Here is a 16,157-nt window from a genome sequence, read left to right as displayed (position 1 = left end):
GCCTTGATCCTAGCACGATTTTGCAGAACGCGGGACGCGCTATCGCTTCCGCTTGGGCGCCGGCGTCGCGGGCTTGGCGGCGGAGCGCGCCTTGGCCTTCGCGCCGGGCTGCACGCGCAGCCCGTCGACGAACACGTCGAGCATGCGCAGCACCGAGGATTGCCAGCCGGGCTGGTCGTGCATGTAGCACATGCCGATCAGAGCCCTGAGCAGGTCTTCCGGGCTGACATCGGCACGCATCTCGCCGGCCGCGACGGCGCGGTCGAGCAGCGAGCCGATCGCCTTGGTCAGCCGGTCCATCGAGAAGGCCGCAAGTTCCGACGAGCTCTGGAACGTCAGCGCCAGCGCCGCCGACATGCCTTTTTTCGTGGCCACGAATTCGACCCCGGAACGTAGCCAGCGGCGCAGCGCGTCGACCGAGTCCTTCGCATTCTTCAACTGCTCGGCAAGCTCGCTGAGCTGCTCGACTTCGCGCCGGTATACCGCCTCGAACAGATCCTCGCGCGTCGGGAAATGCCGGTAGAGCGTGCCGATGCCGACGCCGGCGCGTTTCGCCACGGCCTCCAGGCTCGCCTCCGGACCGCCCGCGTTGAACACGGCCTTGGCCGCCTCGAGCACGCGCTCGCGATTGCGCACGGCATCGGCGCGGGGCTTTCGGGTCTGGTCGGTGTGGTCGTCCATGCCGGCAATGTAGATCACGAATTGGTTAGATTGAACCCTTGGCTAGCTGCATCGCGTTGTCTGCGCATGGGCTTTTGACGAATTCCAAATATTTTTCGGCGGCCCTTGTTAAGCGGAGGGTGCCTCCGTATCTTCGCTGGGATGTTGCCCGGCTTCGTCCGGTCAACGCTGGAATCGACGGCGGCCACGGCGGTGGCGCGCCGCGCGATCACTCATGTCCATATCTGATCGGAGCCTTGTATGAACCACTCCATCAGCCTCACCGTGAACGGTGCGCGGCGCGACTTCGTCCTCGACGATCCGCGCGTCACGCTGCTCGATCTCCTGCGTGAGCGCCTCCATCTGACCGGAACCAAGAAGGGATGCGACCGCGGCCAGTGCGGCGCCTGCACCATTCTCGTCGACGGCAAACGCATCAATTCCTGCCTCGCGCTCGCCGTCAGCCATGACGGCGCCGACATCCTCACTATCGAGGGCGTCGCGCGCGGCGACCAGCTTCACCCCGTGCAGGCCGCCTTCATTGCCCATGACGGATTTCAGTGCGGCTTTTGCACGCCCGGCCAGATCATGAGCGCGATCGGCATGATGCGCGAGGCCCAGGCCGGCGACGATCCCGAACGCATCCGCGAATGCATGAGCGGCAATCTCTGCCGCTGCGGCGCCTATGCCGGCATCGTCGATGCCGTGCGCGAGGCGCAAGAACGCATGGACGAATCCAATCAGAGGCGCTCCGCATGAAGCCGTTCGATTATGTCAGGCCGGCCACGGTTACTGAAGCCGTTGCCGCCGCCGGCCAGCCGGGCGCTGCCTATCTCGCCGCCGGCACCAATCTGCTCGATCTGATGAAGGGGGGCGTGAGTCGTCCGGATCGCCTGGTCGATGTCACGCATCTCGAAGGGCTCGACGCAATCGAGCATCTCGCCGACGGGTCGCTGCGTATCGGCGCGCTGGTGAGCAACGCCGATCTTGCGCATGACCCGGATTTTGCAAAGGCCTATCCGGCCGTCGCCGAAGCGCTACTCTCCGGGGCTTCGGCGCAACTGCGCAACGCTGCGACCGTCGGCGGCAATCTGCTGCAACGGACGCGCTGCGCATATTTCTACGACACCGCCAGCCGCTGCAACAAGCGCGAGGCGGGCAGTGGCTGCGACGCCCGCGACGGCGAGAACCGCACCCATGCCGTGCTCGGCTGGAGCGAGAGCTGCATCGCCACGCATCCCTCGGACTTCTGCGTGCCCCTGGTCGCACTTGACGCCATCGTCGAGATCGAGGGCAGGAGCGGCCGTCGCGAGATCGCACTGGACGAACTGCATCGCCTGCCCGGCGATACGCCTCAGCGCGAGGCCGCGCTCGAACCCGGCGACCTGATTGTCGCGGTGCGCCTGCCGGCTGCGGCGCGCAGCTTTGCGGCGCATGCGCGCTACCTCAAGGTTCGTGAGCGCACATCTTACGCCTTTGCCGTCGTCTCGGCCGCCGCTGCGTTGCAGATCGAGAACGGCAAGATCAGGGAGGCGCGGCTCGCGCTCGGCGGCGTTGCCGCAAAGCCCTGGCGTGCCCGCGCAGCGGAAGACGTGCTCAAGGGTGTCGCGCCCACGGCCGACGCCTTCCAGGAAGCCGCCTGGCGTGCGCTCACCGACGCAAAGCCGTCCGGCGACAACGCCTTCAAGATCGAGCTCGCCCGCCGCATCGTCGTGCGCGCGTTGACTCTCGCCGCCGCCGGTACGCCGGCGCGCCTGCCGGCGCTGCCGGCCTCTCCCTTTGCCTCGACCTCCGGAGCCATCCATGCCTGAGCTCAATCTCACCAGCGCTCCCGCCCATCTGCGCCACGGCTCGAGCATCGGCCAGCCTCTGACCCGGCGCGACGGCCTCCTCAAGGTCAAGGGTCAGGCGACTTATGCGGCCGACAATCATCCGCCCGGGATGCTGTTTGCGGTGATGGCGGTCTCGAGCATTGCGCGCGGCCGCGTGGTCTCGCTCGATGTCTCTGCTGCCAAGCGCCATCCCGGCGTCGTCGACGTCATGACACCAGACCACAAGCCGCCACTCGCGATCGACCCCGAGATCAAGACCAACCCGTTCGTGTTCCGGATGGAGGTGCTGCAGAGCGACGAGGTCCGCTACGCCAACCAGCCGATCGCCGTCGTGATCGCCGAGACGCTGGAAGCGGCAACGGAAGGCGCGGTGCTGCTGGCGCCGCGCTATGAGGCGCTGCCTGCGCTCGTCGGCCTCGATGCCGGCGAGAGCTACGTGCCGCCCGTCGTCGGCGTCGGCAATCCCACGGAAAGCCACCGCGGCGATGTCGAGGCGGGCCTTGCCTCGGCCGAGAAGCAGATCGATGCGGTCTACGAGACGCCGCCGCAATATCACAATGCCATGGAGCCGCATGCGATCGTGGCCAGCTGGGACGGGGACAATCTGTCGGTCGACATGCCGACCCAGGGCCTGATGCTCTCGCTCGGGCGCATCGCCGAGCTGTTCGGCATTGCGCCTGACAAGATCCACATCCGCAGTCCGTTCCTCGGTGGCGGTTTCGGCTCCAAGGGGCTGATGTCCGGCCCGCCGACCCTCGGCATCATGGCTGCCAAGCTCGTCGGCCGGCCGGTGAAGCTCGTGCTGCGCCGTGAGCAGATGTATGGCCCGGTCGGCCATCGCGCACCGACCCGCCAGCGGCTGCGCATCGGCGCCGACGGCGAGGGGCGCCTGACCGCGCTCGATCACCATGCGCGGACCGTGTCGAGCACGTTCGACGATTTCTACGAGCCCGCCGCCGATGCCTCGCACACGCTCTATGCGGCGCCTGCGATCCGCACCTCGCACGATGCCGTGCGCGTCAACACCGGTACGCCGCTGTTCATGCGCGCGCCGGGCGAGGCGACCGGTTCGATTGCGCTCGAGAGTGCGATCGACGAGATGGCCTGGGCCTGCGGCATCGATCCGCTCGCCTTCCGTCTGAAGAACTACGCCGAGGTCGAGCCGATCACGGGAAAGCCGTTCTCATCCAAGGCGCTGCGTGCCTGCTACGCGCAGGGCGCCGCGCGCTTCGGCTGGGCCAAGCGCTCGCTCCAGCCGCGGCAGATGCGCGACGATGCCGGTCTTCTGGTCGGCTGGGGCATGGGCACCGCGACCTTCCCGGCGCTGATGTTCCAGGCGGAAGCGCGTGCCGCGCTCCGCCGCGACGGCACCGGTGCAATGGAGATCGGCGCGCATGACATGGGGCAGGGCGCCTGGACGGCACTCGCCCAGATCGCAGCCGACGGTCTCGGCCTCGATATCGATCGCGTCACGTTCAAGGCCGGAACGTCCGACCTACCCGACGCCGGCATCGCCGGCGGCTCGGCGCACACGGCGACCGCGGGCGCTGCGATCCACAGCGCCGGCGCGGCCGTAATTGCTAAGCTCGCCGCTCTCGCCACCGGCGACGAGCGCTCGCCGCTGTTCGGCGCCGGCAATGCCGGCGTGGTCGCGCGCGACGGAAAGCTGTTCCGGCGTGACGACGAGAGTCGCGGCGAGAGCTATGCCGAGATCCTCGCGCGTGCCGGTGTCGCGGAGGTCGAGGCGCGTGGCACCGGCGCGCCAAATCCTGCGGCGATGGAGGAGTATGCCATGCACGCCCATGGCGCGGTGTTCGCGGAGGTGAAGGTCGATCCCGAGCTCGGCCAGGTCCGCGTCACGCGCATGGTCGGCGCCTTCGCGGCGGGGCGCATCGTCAATCCGCATCTCGTGAAGAGCCAGCTGTTCGGCGGCATGATCTGGGGGATGTCCTTCGCGCTGCACGAGGAGGCCATCACCGACCGCCGCAGCGGCCGGATCATGAATGCCAATCTCGGCGAGTACCACATCCCCGTGAATGCCGACGTGCCGCCGCTCGACGTCATTACTGTCGAGGAGCACGACCCGCATGTGAATGCGCTCGGGATCAAGGGCGTCGGCGAGATCGGCATCACCGGCAGTGCGGGCGCGGTCGCCAACGCCGTCTGGCACGCGACCGGGGTGCGCGTGCGCCGCTTCCCGATCCGGATCGAGGAATTGCTGACGCAGTCTTGAGCGCTGCGGCGATGTCAACGAGAGCCGGGCGGAGAATCGCCGCGCGGCTCTCGCCCCGCGTCGAAGCGTCAGTTCATCTTCCGCCGGAGGGCCTTGATCGCCTCTCTCTGCGTCTCGATGTATGCGGCGATGGCCTCGCGCAGCTCGCGCGAGTGGAGCTTGTCGGCATCGCGCCGAACTTCGTCGAGCGCGGCTTCTGCATTGGCGAGCGTGATCTTCATCGGCGAGCCCTGTTACGAAGCGGCCCCGGAGTGCCTAGGAGTCCGGGGCCATAACCTCAGCACCTCTGCGCCAGGCTGCTCGGCTACGGTTCGTAATATATAGAGGTTCGGCTCGCGGAAATTGAGATGGCTCAAGCTCCGTAGGAAACCGGTGGCTCCGTAAGATCCCGGAGGAATTTGATCGGCGTCAAAACGTCGGCGGCGTACACGCCGAGATCACTTCGCACGGCTTGCCGCCGACGCAGCGGAAGCGATGCGGGCGGCGGCTCTCGAAATAATAGGCATCGCCGGGATTGAGGATGCGGCGCTCGTCCTCGACGGTGACTTCGAGCTTGCCTGAAATCACGATGCCGCCTTCCTCGCCGTCATGGACGAGATGCACGCGTCCGGTGTCGCTGCCGGGCTCGTAGCGCTCCTTCAGAATCTGCAGGCTGCGGCCGAACAGATTGTCGCCGACTTGCCGATACGAGATCGGCTTCTTGCCGACCTCGGTCAGCTCTTCGGCGCGATAGAAGATCTTGCGCCGGCTCTCCGGCTCCAGTGCGAAGAACTCGGCGAGCCCCATCGGGATGCCGTCGAGGATGCGCTTGAGCGCGCCGACCGACGGGTTCATCTGGTTGGATTCGATCAGCGAAATCGTCGAATTGGTGACGCCGGCGCGCTTGGCAAGCTCGCGCTGCGACAGCTTCTGGCGCGCCCGGATGAATCGCAGCCGTCCACCGATGTCGACGCTCATGCCCCTGGTCCCTGTTGCAGGTGTTGCGGATCGCGCAAATATGGACCAGCGGCCCCAGTGAAATCAATGGCTTGCAGGTTACCAGAAAAGGACTTGTTGCGCCTTGGAAGCCGTGCCTCTGCTATCCCGTCAGCAAAGGAGCGCGGCCGTGACCCTTCATCAGATTCCGAACACTATCAAGACCGACTCGTTCTGGATGCCGTTCACGGCCAACCGGCAGTTCAAGAAGGCGCCGCGCCTGTTCTCCTCGGCCGAGGGCATGCACTACACCACCGTCGACGGCCGCAAGGTGATCGACGGCTCCGCTGGCCTCTGGTGCGTCAATGCCGGCCACGGCCGCAAGCAGATCGCCGCCGCCGTCGAGCGGCAGCTGATGACGCTGGACTTCGCGCCCACGTTCCAGATGGGCCATCCGCTGGCGTTCGATTTCGCCGAGCGGCTCGCCGAGATCGCGCCGAAGGGCCTCGACCGGATCTTCTTCACCAATTCCGGCTCCGAGTCGGTGGACACCGCGCTCAAGATCGCGCTCGCCTATCATCGCGCCACCGGCCAGTCGAGCCGCACCCGCCTGATCGGCCGTGAGCGTGGTTATCACGGCGTCGGCTTCGGCGGCACGTCGGTCGGCGGCATGGTCGCCAACCGCCGCGCCTTCGCGACCCTGCTGCCGGGCGTCGACCATATCCGCCACACCCACGATCTCAGCCGCAACGCCTTCGCCAAGGATCAGCCGGAGCATGGTGCCGAGCTCGCCGACGATCTCGAGCGCCTGGTTGGCCTGCACGGCGCCGAGACGATCGCCGCCGTCATCGTCGAGCCGGTGCCGGGTTCGACCGCGGTGCTGCCGCCGCCGAAGGGCTATCTGCAGCGCCTGCGCGAGATCTGCGACAAGCACGGCATCCTGCTGATCTTCGACGAGGTCATCACCGGCTTCGGCCGCCTCGGCACGCCGTTCGCCGCCAACTTCTTCGGCGTCACGCCGGACCTGATGACGACGGCCAAGGGCATCACCAACGGCACCATTCCCTGCGGCGCGGTGTTCGCGAGCCGCAAGGTGCACGACGGGATGATGGTCGGCCCCGAGAACCAGATGGAGCTGTTCCACGGCTACACCTATTCGGCGCATCCGACGGCCTGCGCCGCCGGCATCGCGACGCTCGACATCTACAAGGACGAAGGCCTGCTCACGCGCGGTGCGTCGATCGCCGAATACTGGCGCGATGCGCTGCATTCGCTGAAGGGCCTGCCGAACGTCGTCGACATCCGCAATTGCGGCCTGATGGGCGCGGTCGAGCTGGCGCCGCGCGCCGGCGTGGTCGGTGCGCGCGGTTACGACGTGATGGTCGACTGCTTCAACACCGGCCTCTATTTGCGCATGAGCGGCGATAGCTTCGCGATGTCGCCTCCGCTCATCGTCGAGAAGAGCCATATCGACCAGATGGTCTCGATCCTCGGCGACGCCATCAAGAAGGTGGCCTGATAATTGCTCTCGCCGTTGCGAAAGTTCTTCTTGCAGCGGCGAGCGTGATGCCGCGGGAGTTTGACGAAGCGTGAAAGTTCTGATCCTCGGCAGCGGTGTCATCGGTGTCACCTCTGCCTACTACCTTGCGGGTGCTGGCCATGACGTGACGGTCGTCGACCGTCAACCGGAGCCGGCACTGGAGACCTCTTTCGCCAATGCCGGCGAGGTGTCGCCCGGCTATTCCTCGCCTTGGGCTGGGCCCGGCGTGCCGGTGAAGGCGGTCAAGTGGCTCTTGATGAAGCACGGCCCGCTGGTGATCCGGCCGAAGCTCGATCCGGTGATGTGGGTCTGGCTGCTCAAGATGCTGCGCAACTGCACCAGCGCGCGCTACGCGGTCAACAAGAGCCGGATGATCCCGATCGCGGAATACAGCCGCGACTGCCTGCGCGACCTGCGCCGCGACATCGGCATTCAATATGACGAGCGCTCGCAGGGCACGCTCCAGCTGTTCCGCCACCAGGCGCAGCTCGACGGCACCGGCGAAGACATCGCCGTGCTCAAGCAATATGGCGTGCCCTTCGAGGTGCTGGGCCGCGAAGGCTGCATCGCGGTCGAGCCGGCGCTCGCCGGCGTGAAGGAGAAGTTCGCCGGCGGACTTCGCCTGCCGCAGGACGAGACCGGCGACTGCCACATGTTCACGCAGGCGCTGGCCAAGCATGCCCAGGCGCTCGGCGTGCGCTTCATGTTCAATACCGGCATCGACCGCATCGTCACCGACGGCGCACGCGTCAGTGGCGTCGTGACCAGCGCCGGCGTGTTGCAGGCCGACGCCTACGTCCTGGCGCTCGGAAGCTGGTCGTCGCGGCTGGTTGCGCCGCTCGGCATTTCGCTGCCGGTCTATCCGGTGAAGGGATATTCGATCACGGTGCCGATCAAGGATGCCTCGGGCGCGCCGGAATCGACCGTGATGGACGAGAGCTACAAGGTCGCGATCACGCGCCTCGGCAATCGCATCCGCGTCGGCGGCACTGCCGAAATCTCGGGCTTCTCGAGCAAGCTCTATGACGCCCGCCGCGCCACGCTGGATCACTCCTTGACTGATCTGTTCCCGCGCGGCGGCGATCTGTCCAAGGCGACGTTCTGGAGCGGCCTGCGTCCGATGACGCCGGACGGCCCGCCCGTGATCGGCCCGACGCAATACGCCAATCTCCACCTCAACACCGGACACGGCACGCTCGGCTGGACCATGTCCTGCGGTTCGGGACGGGTGCTCGCGGACATGCTGTCAGGCAAGAAGCCGGAGGTCGACGTCAGCGCGCTGACGGTGGATCGGTACGCGCACCGGTTCGGGTGATTGACGCTGTCATTCCGGGTCGATGCGAAGCATCGAATCCGGAATCTCGAGATTCCGGGTTCGCCTCTTCGAGGCGCCCCGGAATGACGGCAATTGACTACCCCGCCCCCGTCACGCAATTCACCCACAGCACCACGGCCTTGGCATCCTGCGCCGGATTGGAAAACCGGTGCGGCCGGCGGCTGGCGAAGCGAAAGCTGTCGCCCGTCTTCAGCGACCACGTCTCGCTGTCCACCGTCAGCATCATCTCGCCATCAAGCACGAGGCCGGCTTCCTCGCCGTCGTGGGTGTAGAGCTCGTCGCCCGCGGAGCCGCCGGGATCGATGTGCACCAGGAACAGGTTGAGCCGGTTGTCGCTGCCCGCGGCGCTCAGCAATTGCTTCGAAATTCCGCTGCGCCAGAGTTTCAGTTCCGGCCGCTGAAGCCCGCGCGTCACCACCTGGTCGGAGGCACCGTCGGCACTTGGGTTCGAACCGAACAAAGCCGCCATGCCGACGCCGAGCACGTCGGAGAGCGTTGCCAGCGCGCGCAGCGACGGCGACGACAGGCCGCGCTCGATCTGGCTGAGGAAGCCGATCGACAGGCCGGTGCGCGCGGCGACCGTTTCCAGCGAGAATTGCCTGACGCGCCTGATATCGCGGATGCGGCGGCCGACCGCGACGTCCATCGCGGGCTCGGCCGGCTTGGTCATCGCCTTGGCCGGCACCGTCTTGGCCTTCAGCTTCCTGGCCGGCTTTGCGGCGGCCGGTTTGCGCATTCTTTTGCCACCGCTCACGTCAAGCCGCTTCCTTCATGTGCATGAAAACCACTTGCATCACCTGCGAAAGTGTGACCAAATTTTCATATTGGTGAAAATAGGCCGAAACGGCTTGGCCCGCAACGTCTGCGATCAAGACATCTGCGAGCGCCGCTAGCGGCCGGACCCAAAGGGGGATGCGATGGCGTTGAAGCGTTTTGTCCAGGCCGCAGTCGCGGCGCTCGCGATTGCCGGAGTCGTGCCGGCCTCCGCGCAGCAGGTGCTGAAGGTCGGCTCGACGCCGACGGGCATTCCCTTCACCTTCCTCGACACCAAGACCAATACCATCCAGGGCATCATGGTCGATCTCATCACCGAGATCGGCAAGGACGCCGGCCTCAACGTGCAGATCGAGCCGATGTCGTTCTCCGCGCTGATCCCGTCGCTGACCTCGAGCAAGATCGACATCATTGCGGCCGCGATGTTCATCACGGCGCCGCGCAAGGAGGTCGTCGACTTCTCCGACCCGATCTACACTTATGGCGAAGGTCTGGTGGTGCCGAAGAACGACACCAAGGCCTACGCCACGCAGGACGACCTGAAGGGCGAGACGGTCGGCGCCCAGGTCGGCACCGCCTTCGTCGACGCGTTGAAGAAGTCCGGCCTGTTCGCCGACGTCAAGGCCTACGACACCATTCCCGACATCCTGCGCGACGTGAACACCGGCCGTCTCAAGGCCGGCTACGCCGACTATCCGATCCTCGCCTACAACCTGAAGCAGGGCGGCTTCCCCGAGGTGCGGCTCGTCGACAGCTACAAGCCGGTCACGGTCGGCTCGGTCGGCATCGGCGTGCGCAAGGGCGACAGCGCGCTGCTCGGCAAGATCAACGCCTCGCTGGCCAAGCTCAAGGCCAACGGCACCATCGACAAGATCCTCGAAAAATGGGGCCAGAAAGCCCAGGGCTGATGGTTAGAGGCTGATCGAAGGCTGCCCGATGAAAGGCTTTTGGCACGACGCTGCCGAGTTCTTCCCGATCCTGATGAGCGGCGTCGCGCTGACGATCGTCGTCACCATCGGCTCGCTGCTGCTCTCGACGGTGCTCGGCCTGATCTGGGCGATGATGCGGGTCTCCGGCATCAAGGTCCTGTCGATGCTCAGCGCCAGCCTGATCAACGTGATCCGCGGCATCCCGATCATCGTGCTCCTGTTCTACCTCTACTTCGTGATGCCCGATCTCGGTGTCACGCTGTCGGCCTTGCAGGCCGCCATCCTCGGGCTCGGCATCGCCTATTCGGCCTACCAGGCGGAAAACTTCCGCGCCGGCATCGAGGCGATCGACAAGGGCCAGATCGAGGCGGCGCAGTCGATCGGCATGGGCTGGTGGCTCACCATGCGCCGCGTGGTGCTGCCGCAGGCGGTGCGCATCGTGCTACCTCCCTACGGCAACGTCATGATCATGATGCTGAAGGATTCGTCGCAGGCCTCGACCATCACGGTCGCCGAGCTTGCGCTGCAGGGCAAGCTGATCGCGTCCTCGACCTTCAAGAACACCAGCGTGTTCACGCTGGTGGCGCTGATGTACCTGACCATGAGCATTCCGCTGATCCTGCTGGTCCGTCACTTCGAAAAGCGGGCGGGCAAGAAATGATCGAGCTCACCGACGTTCACAAGAGTTTCGGCAAGGTCGAGGTGCTCAAGGGCATCACGGCGAAGGTCGAGAAGGGCGAGGTGGTCTGCATCGTCGGCCCGTCCGGCTCCGGCAAGTCGACCATCCTGCGCTGTATCAATGGGCTGGAAAGCTACGATCGCGGCGAGATCAATGTCGAAGGATTGAAGGTCGACCGCGATGCGCCGTCGATCGTGAACGTCCGCACCCAGGTCTCGATGGTGTTCCAGCGCTTCAACCTGTTTCCGCATCGCACGGTGCTGGAGAACGTGGTCGAGGGCCCGCTCTACGTGAAGAAGGAGGCGCGTGCGCAAGTGCTCGAGCGCGGCCGCGCGCTGCTCGCCCAGGTGGGCCTCGCCGAAAAGGCCGACGCGCACCCGCCGCAGCTTTCCGGCGGCCAGCAGCAGCGCGTCGCGATCGCGCGCGCGCTCGCGATGCAGCCCAAGGCGATCCTGTTCGACGAGCCGACCTCGGCGCTCGATCCCGAACTCGTCGGCGACGTTCTCGGCGTGATGCGCAAGCTCGCCGACGACGGCATGACCATGGTCGTCGTCACCCACGAGATGGGCTTCGCCCGCGACGTCGCCGATCGCGTGCTGTTCATCGACGGCGGCGTCATCGTCGAGCAGGGGCCGGCCAAATCGGTGCTCAACCAACCCCAGCACCCGCGCACGCAGGATTTCCTGCGCCGGGTGCTGCATCCGCTCTGATCGGTCTTCGCCATGACTGCGCGCCTGCCTCTGCCGCCCTCGATTTATGCTGACACCGCCGTTGCGCCGGTCGCCACGCCGCCGCTCGACGCCGACAAGACCGTCTCCGTCGCGATTATCGGCGGCGGCTACACCGGCCTGTCCACCGCGCTGCATCTGGCGGAGCAGGGCGTCGAGGCCTTGGTGCTGGAGGCGCAGGAGCCGGGCTGGGGCGCGTCCGGCAACAATGGCGGCCACACCAATCCCGGCCTGAAGCACGATCCCGACCAGATCGAGGCCGATTTCGGCACTGAACTTGGCCGCCGCATGATCGAGTTCTCGTACGGCACGCCGAATTTTACGCACGAGCTGATCCGTCGCTACCAGATCCCGTGCGAGGCGCGGCAAAACGGAACGCTGCGTGCGGCCTATAACGAGGCCAGTGCCGCTGCGATCGAGAAGACGGCGCAGCAATGCATCCGCCGCGGCATGCCGGTGACATATCTGAACCGCGAGCAGCTGCGCGAGATGACCGGCACCGACCGTTATATCGGCGCCATGCTGGACGCGCGTGGCGGCGACCTGCATCCCCTCAGCTATGCCCGCGGTCTCGCGCGCGCCGCGATCTCGGCGGGCGCGAAGGTGCATGGCGAGACGCCGGCGCTGTCGCTGCGCCGCGACGGCGCGCATTGGCGCATCGAGACGCCGCGCGCGGTGGTTCGTGCAGAAAAGGTGCTGCTCGCCACCAATGGCTTCACCGATGATCTCTGGCCGGCGCTTCGCCGCACCATCGTGCCGGTGTTTTCCTCGATCGTCGCCTCCGCGCCGCTCTCCGAGGAGGTCGCCCGCTCGATCATGCCGACGCGTCCCGTGCTCTACGAGAGCGGCCACATCACGGTCTACTACCGCATCGACCAGCACAACCGCCTCCTGATGGGCGGCCGCGGCCCGATGCGCTGGATCAGCTCGCCGTCGGATGTCGCCTATCTCATCCGCTATGCCGAGCGGCTATGGCCGCAGCTGAAGGGCGTCGCCTGGACCCATGGCTGGAATAGCCGGCTCGCGATCACCAAGGACCACTATCCGCATGTGCACGAGCCCGCCGAAAGTATCCTGATCTCGCTCGGCTGTAACGGCCGCGGCGTCGCGCTCTCGACCGCGATGGGCGCGCAGCTCGCCCGCCGCCTGATCGGCGGCGCCAAGGCCGAGATCGACATGCCCGTCACCGGCATCAAGCCGATCCCGATGCACGCGTTCTGGCCGGTGGGGGTGACGACCGCGGTCATCACAGGGCGCGTGCGGGACCGGCTCGGCATATGAAGAAGGCGCCGCCTTGTCAGGGGCGGCGCCTTGCAGGAATTGCAGATCGCGTCAGCAGCGGCCCTGCTTCCACAGTCCGGGCGGGCACCCGTGACCGCGCCAGCCGACCTTGCGTCCATGCGACCATCCGGGCGGCGTGCCATCGTAATGATGGCCCATCGCGTGGCCGTAACCGTGGCCGTAACCGTGGCCGTGACCATGACCACCCTTTGCAAACGCAGGGTTGGTCAGTGTGAAACCCGCCGCAATGATCAGCGACGCGGCGAGCGCAAGTTTCTTCATCATGTTCTCCAGTGGGGCGAGCGCACTTGTCCGATCAATGAACGGACTGTGCGCAGCTAAGTTCCCTGCAAATGTGGAGGAGTCGTGACGCTCGCGGAGATGCGCGATCGCGCATCGGCTCAACGCGTGCTGGCACATCCGCGCTTGCGACGTGCCCGCGGTTCACCGCTGGCACGCTCTCTCGTAAACGGACTCAGGCCTCCGCCACCGCATCGGCCCATGGCTGGAAGATCTCGACCGCGCCGAAATTGACCTCGCCCTCGCGCATCACCACGCTCGGGCAGGCGAATTTCTGCGGCAGCGCCTGCACCCGGCTCTCTTCATAGTCGAAGCGTGCGGCCAGCGCCTTGCGTGTGTCTGCCGGCAGTCTGACATCGCCGATCACGACCGCGCCCTCGCTGGCGTCGATGCGCGGCTGGTGGATCGCCGCGTCGAGGTCCATGCCGAAATCCATTGCGAAGGATGCGAGTTGCATCACCGCGGGCAGGATGCGGCGGCCGCCGGAGGCGCCGATGGCGAGACGCTTGCCGTCCCTGGTCTCGGCGATGACGGGCGTGTAGTTGGTGAGGCAGCGCTTGCCCGGAGCGAGCGAGTTGGTGGTGCCGGGCGTCGGATCGAACCACATGATGCCGTTGTTCATGGCGATGCCGGTGTGCGGCGTCACGTATTTCGAGCCGAAGGACGAAAGCAGTGTCTGCGTCACCGCGGCGACATTGCCGTGGCGGTCGACGACGGAGAAATGCGTGGTGCAGGCTGGTGCCAGATATTCGGCGCCGAGCGAGCGCTTGCCGTCGGCATCGCCCATGTCCTTGAGCCGTTCGCGATAGGCAGCTTGCAGGGCGAGCGCATATTCGGCGTAGGTGGCGGCATCGGGTGCACCTGCCGGTTTCAGATTTTGCTGCAACAGGCGCAGCGCGTGCGCCAGCGTCGGTCCGGCGGTGAGCTCCGGCGTCGCAAACACCTTGCCGCCGCGATAGGGGATCGCCAGCGGCTCGCGCAGATGGGCGCGGAATGCGGCGAGGTCCTCGACCGACAGCGAGCCGCCGTCGGCCTTGATGTCGGATGCGATGCTTTTGGCGAGATCGCCCTGGTAGAAATCACGCGGTCCGGCTTCGGCGAGGTGCGACAGCGTTGCCTTCAGCTTGTCCTGCGACAGCCGCGTCTCGGACTTGATGCCCCATGGCGCGGTCGGCGGCAGGCCGTCCTTCAGGAACGCCGCCGCGCTCGCGGGATAGCGCCGGAGGTCAGCCGCCGAGCTTGCGATCGTCAGTGTGGTCCACCAATCGGCCAGCAGGCCTTCGCCGGCGAGCGCGGCGGCCGGCGCGACCAGGTCCTTCCACGGCAGTTTGGCGTGGCGGCGATGCGCTTCCTCCATGCCGGCGACGACGCCGGGCACGGCGATCGCGCCGGGGCCGTGAATGTTGCGATCGTCCTTCACCCGCGGCCAGGGAAAGAGATCGGACGCTGCGCCTTCGCCGCTGAGCGGATAGTCCGCGACGCGCAGGCTCTGCGGGGCGCACATGCCGTAGTCGATCACCTCGGTGCGATTTTCCCTGGCGCGGTAGAGCACCATCGCGCCGCCACCGCCGATGCCGCTGTTCCAGGGCTCCAGCACGTTCAGCGCCATGGTGGTCGCGACGATCGCGTCGACGCAATCGCCGCCCGCGGCCAGCACTTGCGCGCCCACTTCGGCAGCCCGGCGCGATTGCGCGGCGACGATACCGCCCTTGGTCTTGACGGCAGGCTTGCGGACGGTTTGGGCGAGGCTGAACTGATGAGGCATGATGCGGTCTTGTGTCTGTCTTCGCTGGTCTTGGCTTCGGTGGACTTGGCTTGGTGGTGCCGACTTGAAAAGCTCCGCATTTGGCGAAGCGCGCGGACAATGGCACATTGCAGCCAACGAGAACATCCAAAGGGAGAAGCGGCATGGCTGGTGTGAAACAGGCGCGGGATGGCGCGGTCGGAATCCTGACGCTGGACGAGCCGGCGAGCCTGAACGCGATGACGCCGGACCTGCTCGGCGCGCTGGCTGCCGCCGTCGGCGGCATGACACAGGACGAGGGTGTTCGCGCGCTGATCCTCACCGGCGCCGGGCGCGGCTTCTGCTCGGGACAGAATTTGAAGGCCTCCGAGGCGCTCGGCGAGGACATCGCCGCCGGCGTGATGCGCTTCTACTGGCCGGCCTTCAAGGCGCTCCGCGAATGCCGCGTGCCCGTCGTCGTCGCCGTCAACGGGGTGGCGGCCGGCGGCGGCTTCAGCCTCGCGATGGCCGGCGACATCATCGTCGCGGCGCGGTCGGCGAGCTTCATCCAGGTGTTCAGCCGCATTGCGCTGGTGCCCGATCTCGGCTCGACCTGGCTGCTGCCGCGCCTGGTCGGCCGGCAGCGGGCGCTCGAGCTGATGCTGCTCAACGAGCCGCTGACGGCGGAACGCGCCCAGGAGATCGGCCTGGTGCGGCAGGTCGTCGACGACGAGAAGCTGATGGGAGAGGCGCTGGTGCTGGCGCGCCGTCTCGCGGAGGGCCCGACGCGCGCTTTGGTCGCAACCCGCGCGCTGGTCGAGGAGAGCGAGCACGCGACCTATGAGGCCCAGTTCCGCCGCGAGATCGAGCTTCAGGCCATGATCCGGAAAAGCGCCGACGCCATCGAGGGCCGCGATGCCTTCGTCGAGAAGCGCAAGGCGAAGTTCACCGGGCGGTGAGGAGCCCAAGACGTCAATGCCCGGGACCTGCCCGGGCATAGCGAGTTTGGAGAACCGGTTTGCCGCAAGCGGCGAGACGACAGCTTCAGAGCGCGCGGTTCAGCCGGCTGGCCTGATACTTGGCGCGCCATTTCGGGCCGGGGCCGCGCATGTAGTGCAGCTCGGGGCGGTAGGGGTCGCCGGCGACCCTGACCAGCGTCAGCCATTTGGTGGCGACGAAGTTCAAGGGCTGGCGGAGCAGGCTCAAGGACGCGATCAGCATGGCATC

At 66.6% G+C, this 16,157-nt stretch carries 17 protein-coding genes; 10 read left to right on the top strand and 7 right to left on the bottom strand.

Annotated features, from left to right (window positions below):
• Positions 1 to 39: 39 nt before the first annotated feature.
• The gene (locus AB5K84_RS36445; RefSeq protein ID WP_171463838.1) at positions 40 to 681 is read right to left on the bottom strand and encodes a TetR/AcrR family transcriptional regulator; all 642 of its coding nucleotides are present in this window, start codon (positions 679 to 681) and stop codon (positions 40 to 42) included.
• 240 nt (positions 682 to 921) lie between these two features.
• Between AB5K84_RS36445 and AB5K84_RS36440 the strand changes: the two genes are divergently transcribed.
• Genes AB5K84_RS36440 through AB5K84_RS36430 form a run of 3 tightly spaced genes read left to right on the top strand, consistent with a single transcriptional unit; the run spans position 922 to position 4,725 of the window.
• Positions 922 to 1,419 carry a (2Fe-2S)-binding protein gene (locus AB5K84_RS36440; RefSeq protein WP_011085005.1) on the top strand — a complete coding sequence of 166 codons (498 nt, stop codon included), beginning with the start codon at positions 922 to 924 and terminating at the stop codon, positions 1,417 to 1,419.
• A complete protein-coding gene (locus tag AB5K84_RS36435) occupies positions 1,416 to 2,471 on the top strand; it encodes an FAD binding domain-containing protein (RefSeq protein WP_011085006.1) in 1,056 nt (351 codons plus the stop codon). Before AB5K84_RS36440 ends, AB5K84_RS36435 begins: the two co-directional genes overlap by 4 nt.
• The gene (locus tag AB5K84_RS36430; protein WP_011085007.1) at positions 2,464 to 4,725 is read left to right on the top strand and encodes a xanthine dehydrogenase family protein molybdopterin-binding subunit; all 2,262 of its coding nucleotides are present in this window, start codon (positions 2,464 to 2,466) and stop codon (positions 4,723 to 4,725) included. The genes AB5K84_RS36435 and AB5K84_RS36430 overlap by 8 nt, the downstream gene beginning before the upstream one ends.
• A 68-nt stretch (positions 4,726 to 4,793) precedes the next feature.
• Here the strand turns inward: AB5K84_RS36430 and AB5K84_RS36425 are convergent, their stop codons facing one another.
• Both AB5K84_RS36425 and AB5K84_RS36420 read right to left on the bottom strand, forming a co-directional pair.
• Positions 4,794 to 4,946, bottom strand: coding sequence for a hypothetical protein (locus AB5K84_RS36425; protein WP_165448138.1), 153 nt, complete (start codon positions 4,944 to 4,946; stop codon positions 4,794 to 4,796).
• Positions 4,947 to 5,133: 187 nt separating this feature from the next.
• The gene (locus AB5K84_RS36420; protein WP_011085008.1) at positions 5,134 to 5,682 is read right to left on the bottom strand and encodes a cupin domain-containing protein; all 549 of its coding nucleotides are present in this window, start codon (positions 5,680 to 5,682) and stop codon (positions 5,134 to 5,136) included.
• A gap of 148 nt (positions 5,683 to 5,830) precedes the next feature.
• On the opposite strand from AB5K84_RS36420, the gene AB5K84_RS36415 reads away from it, so the two are divergent.
• Together AB5K84_RS36415 and AB5K84_RS36410 are read left to right on the top strand one after the other, a co-directional pair.
• Complete coding sequence (locus tag AB5K84_RS36415) at positions 5,831 to 7,159, top strand: aspartate aminotransferase family protein (RefSeq protein ID WP_039185890.1); 1,329 nt, start codon at positions 5,831 to 5,833, stop codon at positions 7,157 to 7,159.
• A gap of 70 nt (positions 7,160 to 7,229) precedes the next feature.
• Positions 7,230 to 8,495: a D-amino acid dehydrogenase gene (locus tag AB5K84_RS36410; RefSeq protein WP_011085010.1), complete on the top strand. Its 1,266-nt coding sequence runs from the start codon at positions 7,230 to 7,232 to the stop codon at positions 8,493 to 8,495.
• 97 nt (positions 8,496 to 8,592) lie between these two features.
• Here AB5K84_RS36410 and AB5K84_RS36405 read toward each other — a convergent pair whose 3' ends face one another.
• The gene (locus AB5K84_RS36405) at positions 8,593 to 9,252 is read right to left on the bottom strand and encodes a helix-turn-helix domain-containing protein (protein WP_038966513.1); all 660 of its coding nucleotides are present in this window, start codon (positions 9,250 to 9,252) and stop codon (positions 8,593 to 8,595) included.
• A gap of 181 nt (positions 9,253 to 9,433) precedes the next feature.
• Here AB5K84_RS36405 and AB5K84_RS36400 point away from each other — a divergent pair, with 181 nt between their 5' ends.
• The 4 genes from AB5K84_RS36400 to AB5K84_RS36385 are packed head-to-tail and all read left to right on the top strand — an operon-like array spanning position 9,434 to position 12,907.
• Positions 9,434 to 10,198: an ABC transporter substrate-binding protein gene (locus tag AB5K84_RS36400; RefSeq protein ID WP_011085012.1), complete on the top strand. Its 765-nt coding sequence runs from the start codon at positions 9,434 to 9,436 to the stop codon at positions 10,196 to 10,198.
• 28 nt (positions 10,199 to 10,226) lie between these two features.
• Complete coding sequence (locus tag AB5K84_RS36395) at positions 10,227 to 10,880, top strand: amino acid ABC transporter permease (RefSeq protein WP_011085013.1); 654 nt, start codon at positions 10,227 to 10,229, stop codon at positions 10,878 to 10,880.
• Positions 10,877 to 11,608 (top strand): amino acid ABC transporter ATP-binding protein, encoded by a 732-nt coding sequence (locus AB5K84_RS36390; protein WP_011085014.1) that lies wholly within the window; start codon positions 10,877 to 10,879, stop codon positions 11,606 to 11,608. The genes AB5K84_RS36395 and AB5K84_RS36390 overlap by 4 nt, the downstream gene beginning before the upstream one ends.
• A 12-nt stretch (positions 11,609 to 11,620) precedes the next feature.
• Positions 11,621 to 12,907 carry an NAD(P)/FAD-dependent oxidoreductase gene (locus AB5K84_RS36385; RefSeq protein ID WP_011085015.1) on the top strand — a complete coding sequence of 429 codons (1,287 nt, stop codon included), beginning with the start codon at positions 11,621 to 11,623 and terminating at the stop codon, positions 12,905 to 12,907.
• Between the two features lie 51 nt (positions 12,908 to 12,958).
• Here the strand turns inward: AB5K84_RS36385 and AB5K84_RS36380 are convergent, their stop codons facing one another.
• Entirely contained in the window at positions 12,959 to 13,189 is a 231-nt protein-coding gene (locus AB5K84_RS36380) for a hypothetical protein (RefSeq protein ID WP_162494060.1), read from the bottom strand.
• Positions 13,190 to 13,382: 193 nt separating this feature from the next.
• Entirely contained in the window at positions 13,383 to 14,972 is a 1,590-nt protein-coding gene (locus tag AB5K84_RS36375) for a gamma-glutamyltransferase family protein (protein ID WP_038966515.1), read from the bottom strand.
• A gap of 143 nt (positions 14,973 to 15,115) precedes the next feature.
• On the opposite strand from AB5K84_RS36375, the gene AB5K84_RS36370 reads away from it, so the two are divergent.
• Positions 15,116 to 15,889 (top strand): enoyl-CoA hydratase-related protein, encoded by a 774-nt coding sequence (locus tag AB5K84_RS36370; protein ID WP_011085018.1) that lies wholly within the window; start codon positions 15,116 to 15,118, stop codon positions 15,887 to 15,889.
• An 85-nt stretch (positions 15,890 to 15,974) separates the two neighbouring features.
• On the opposite strand, the gene AB5K84_RS36365 is transcribed toward AB5K84_RS36370, so the two are convergent.
• Entirely contained in the window at positions 15,975 to 16,151 is a 177-nt protein-coding gene (locus AB5K84_RS36365; protein WP_165448139.1) for a hypothetical protein, read from the bottom strand.
• Positions 16,152 to 16,157 lie beyond the last annotated feature (6 nt).

The sequence above is a fragment of the Bradyrhizobium sp. 1200_D9_N1_1 genome (genome assembly GCF_052075915.1).
Classification (GTDB): Bacteria; Pseudomonadota; Alphaproteobacteria; order Rhizobiales; family Xanthobacteraceae; genus Bradyrhizobium; species Bradyrhizobium diazoefficiens.
Note: the sequence above shows the minus strand (reverse complement) of the source record. Positions and strands in the feature narration are given on the sequence as shown.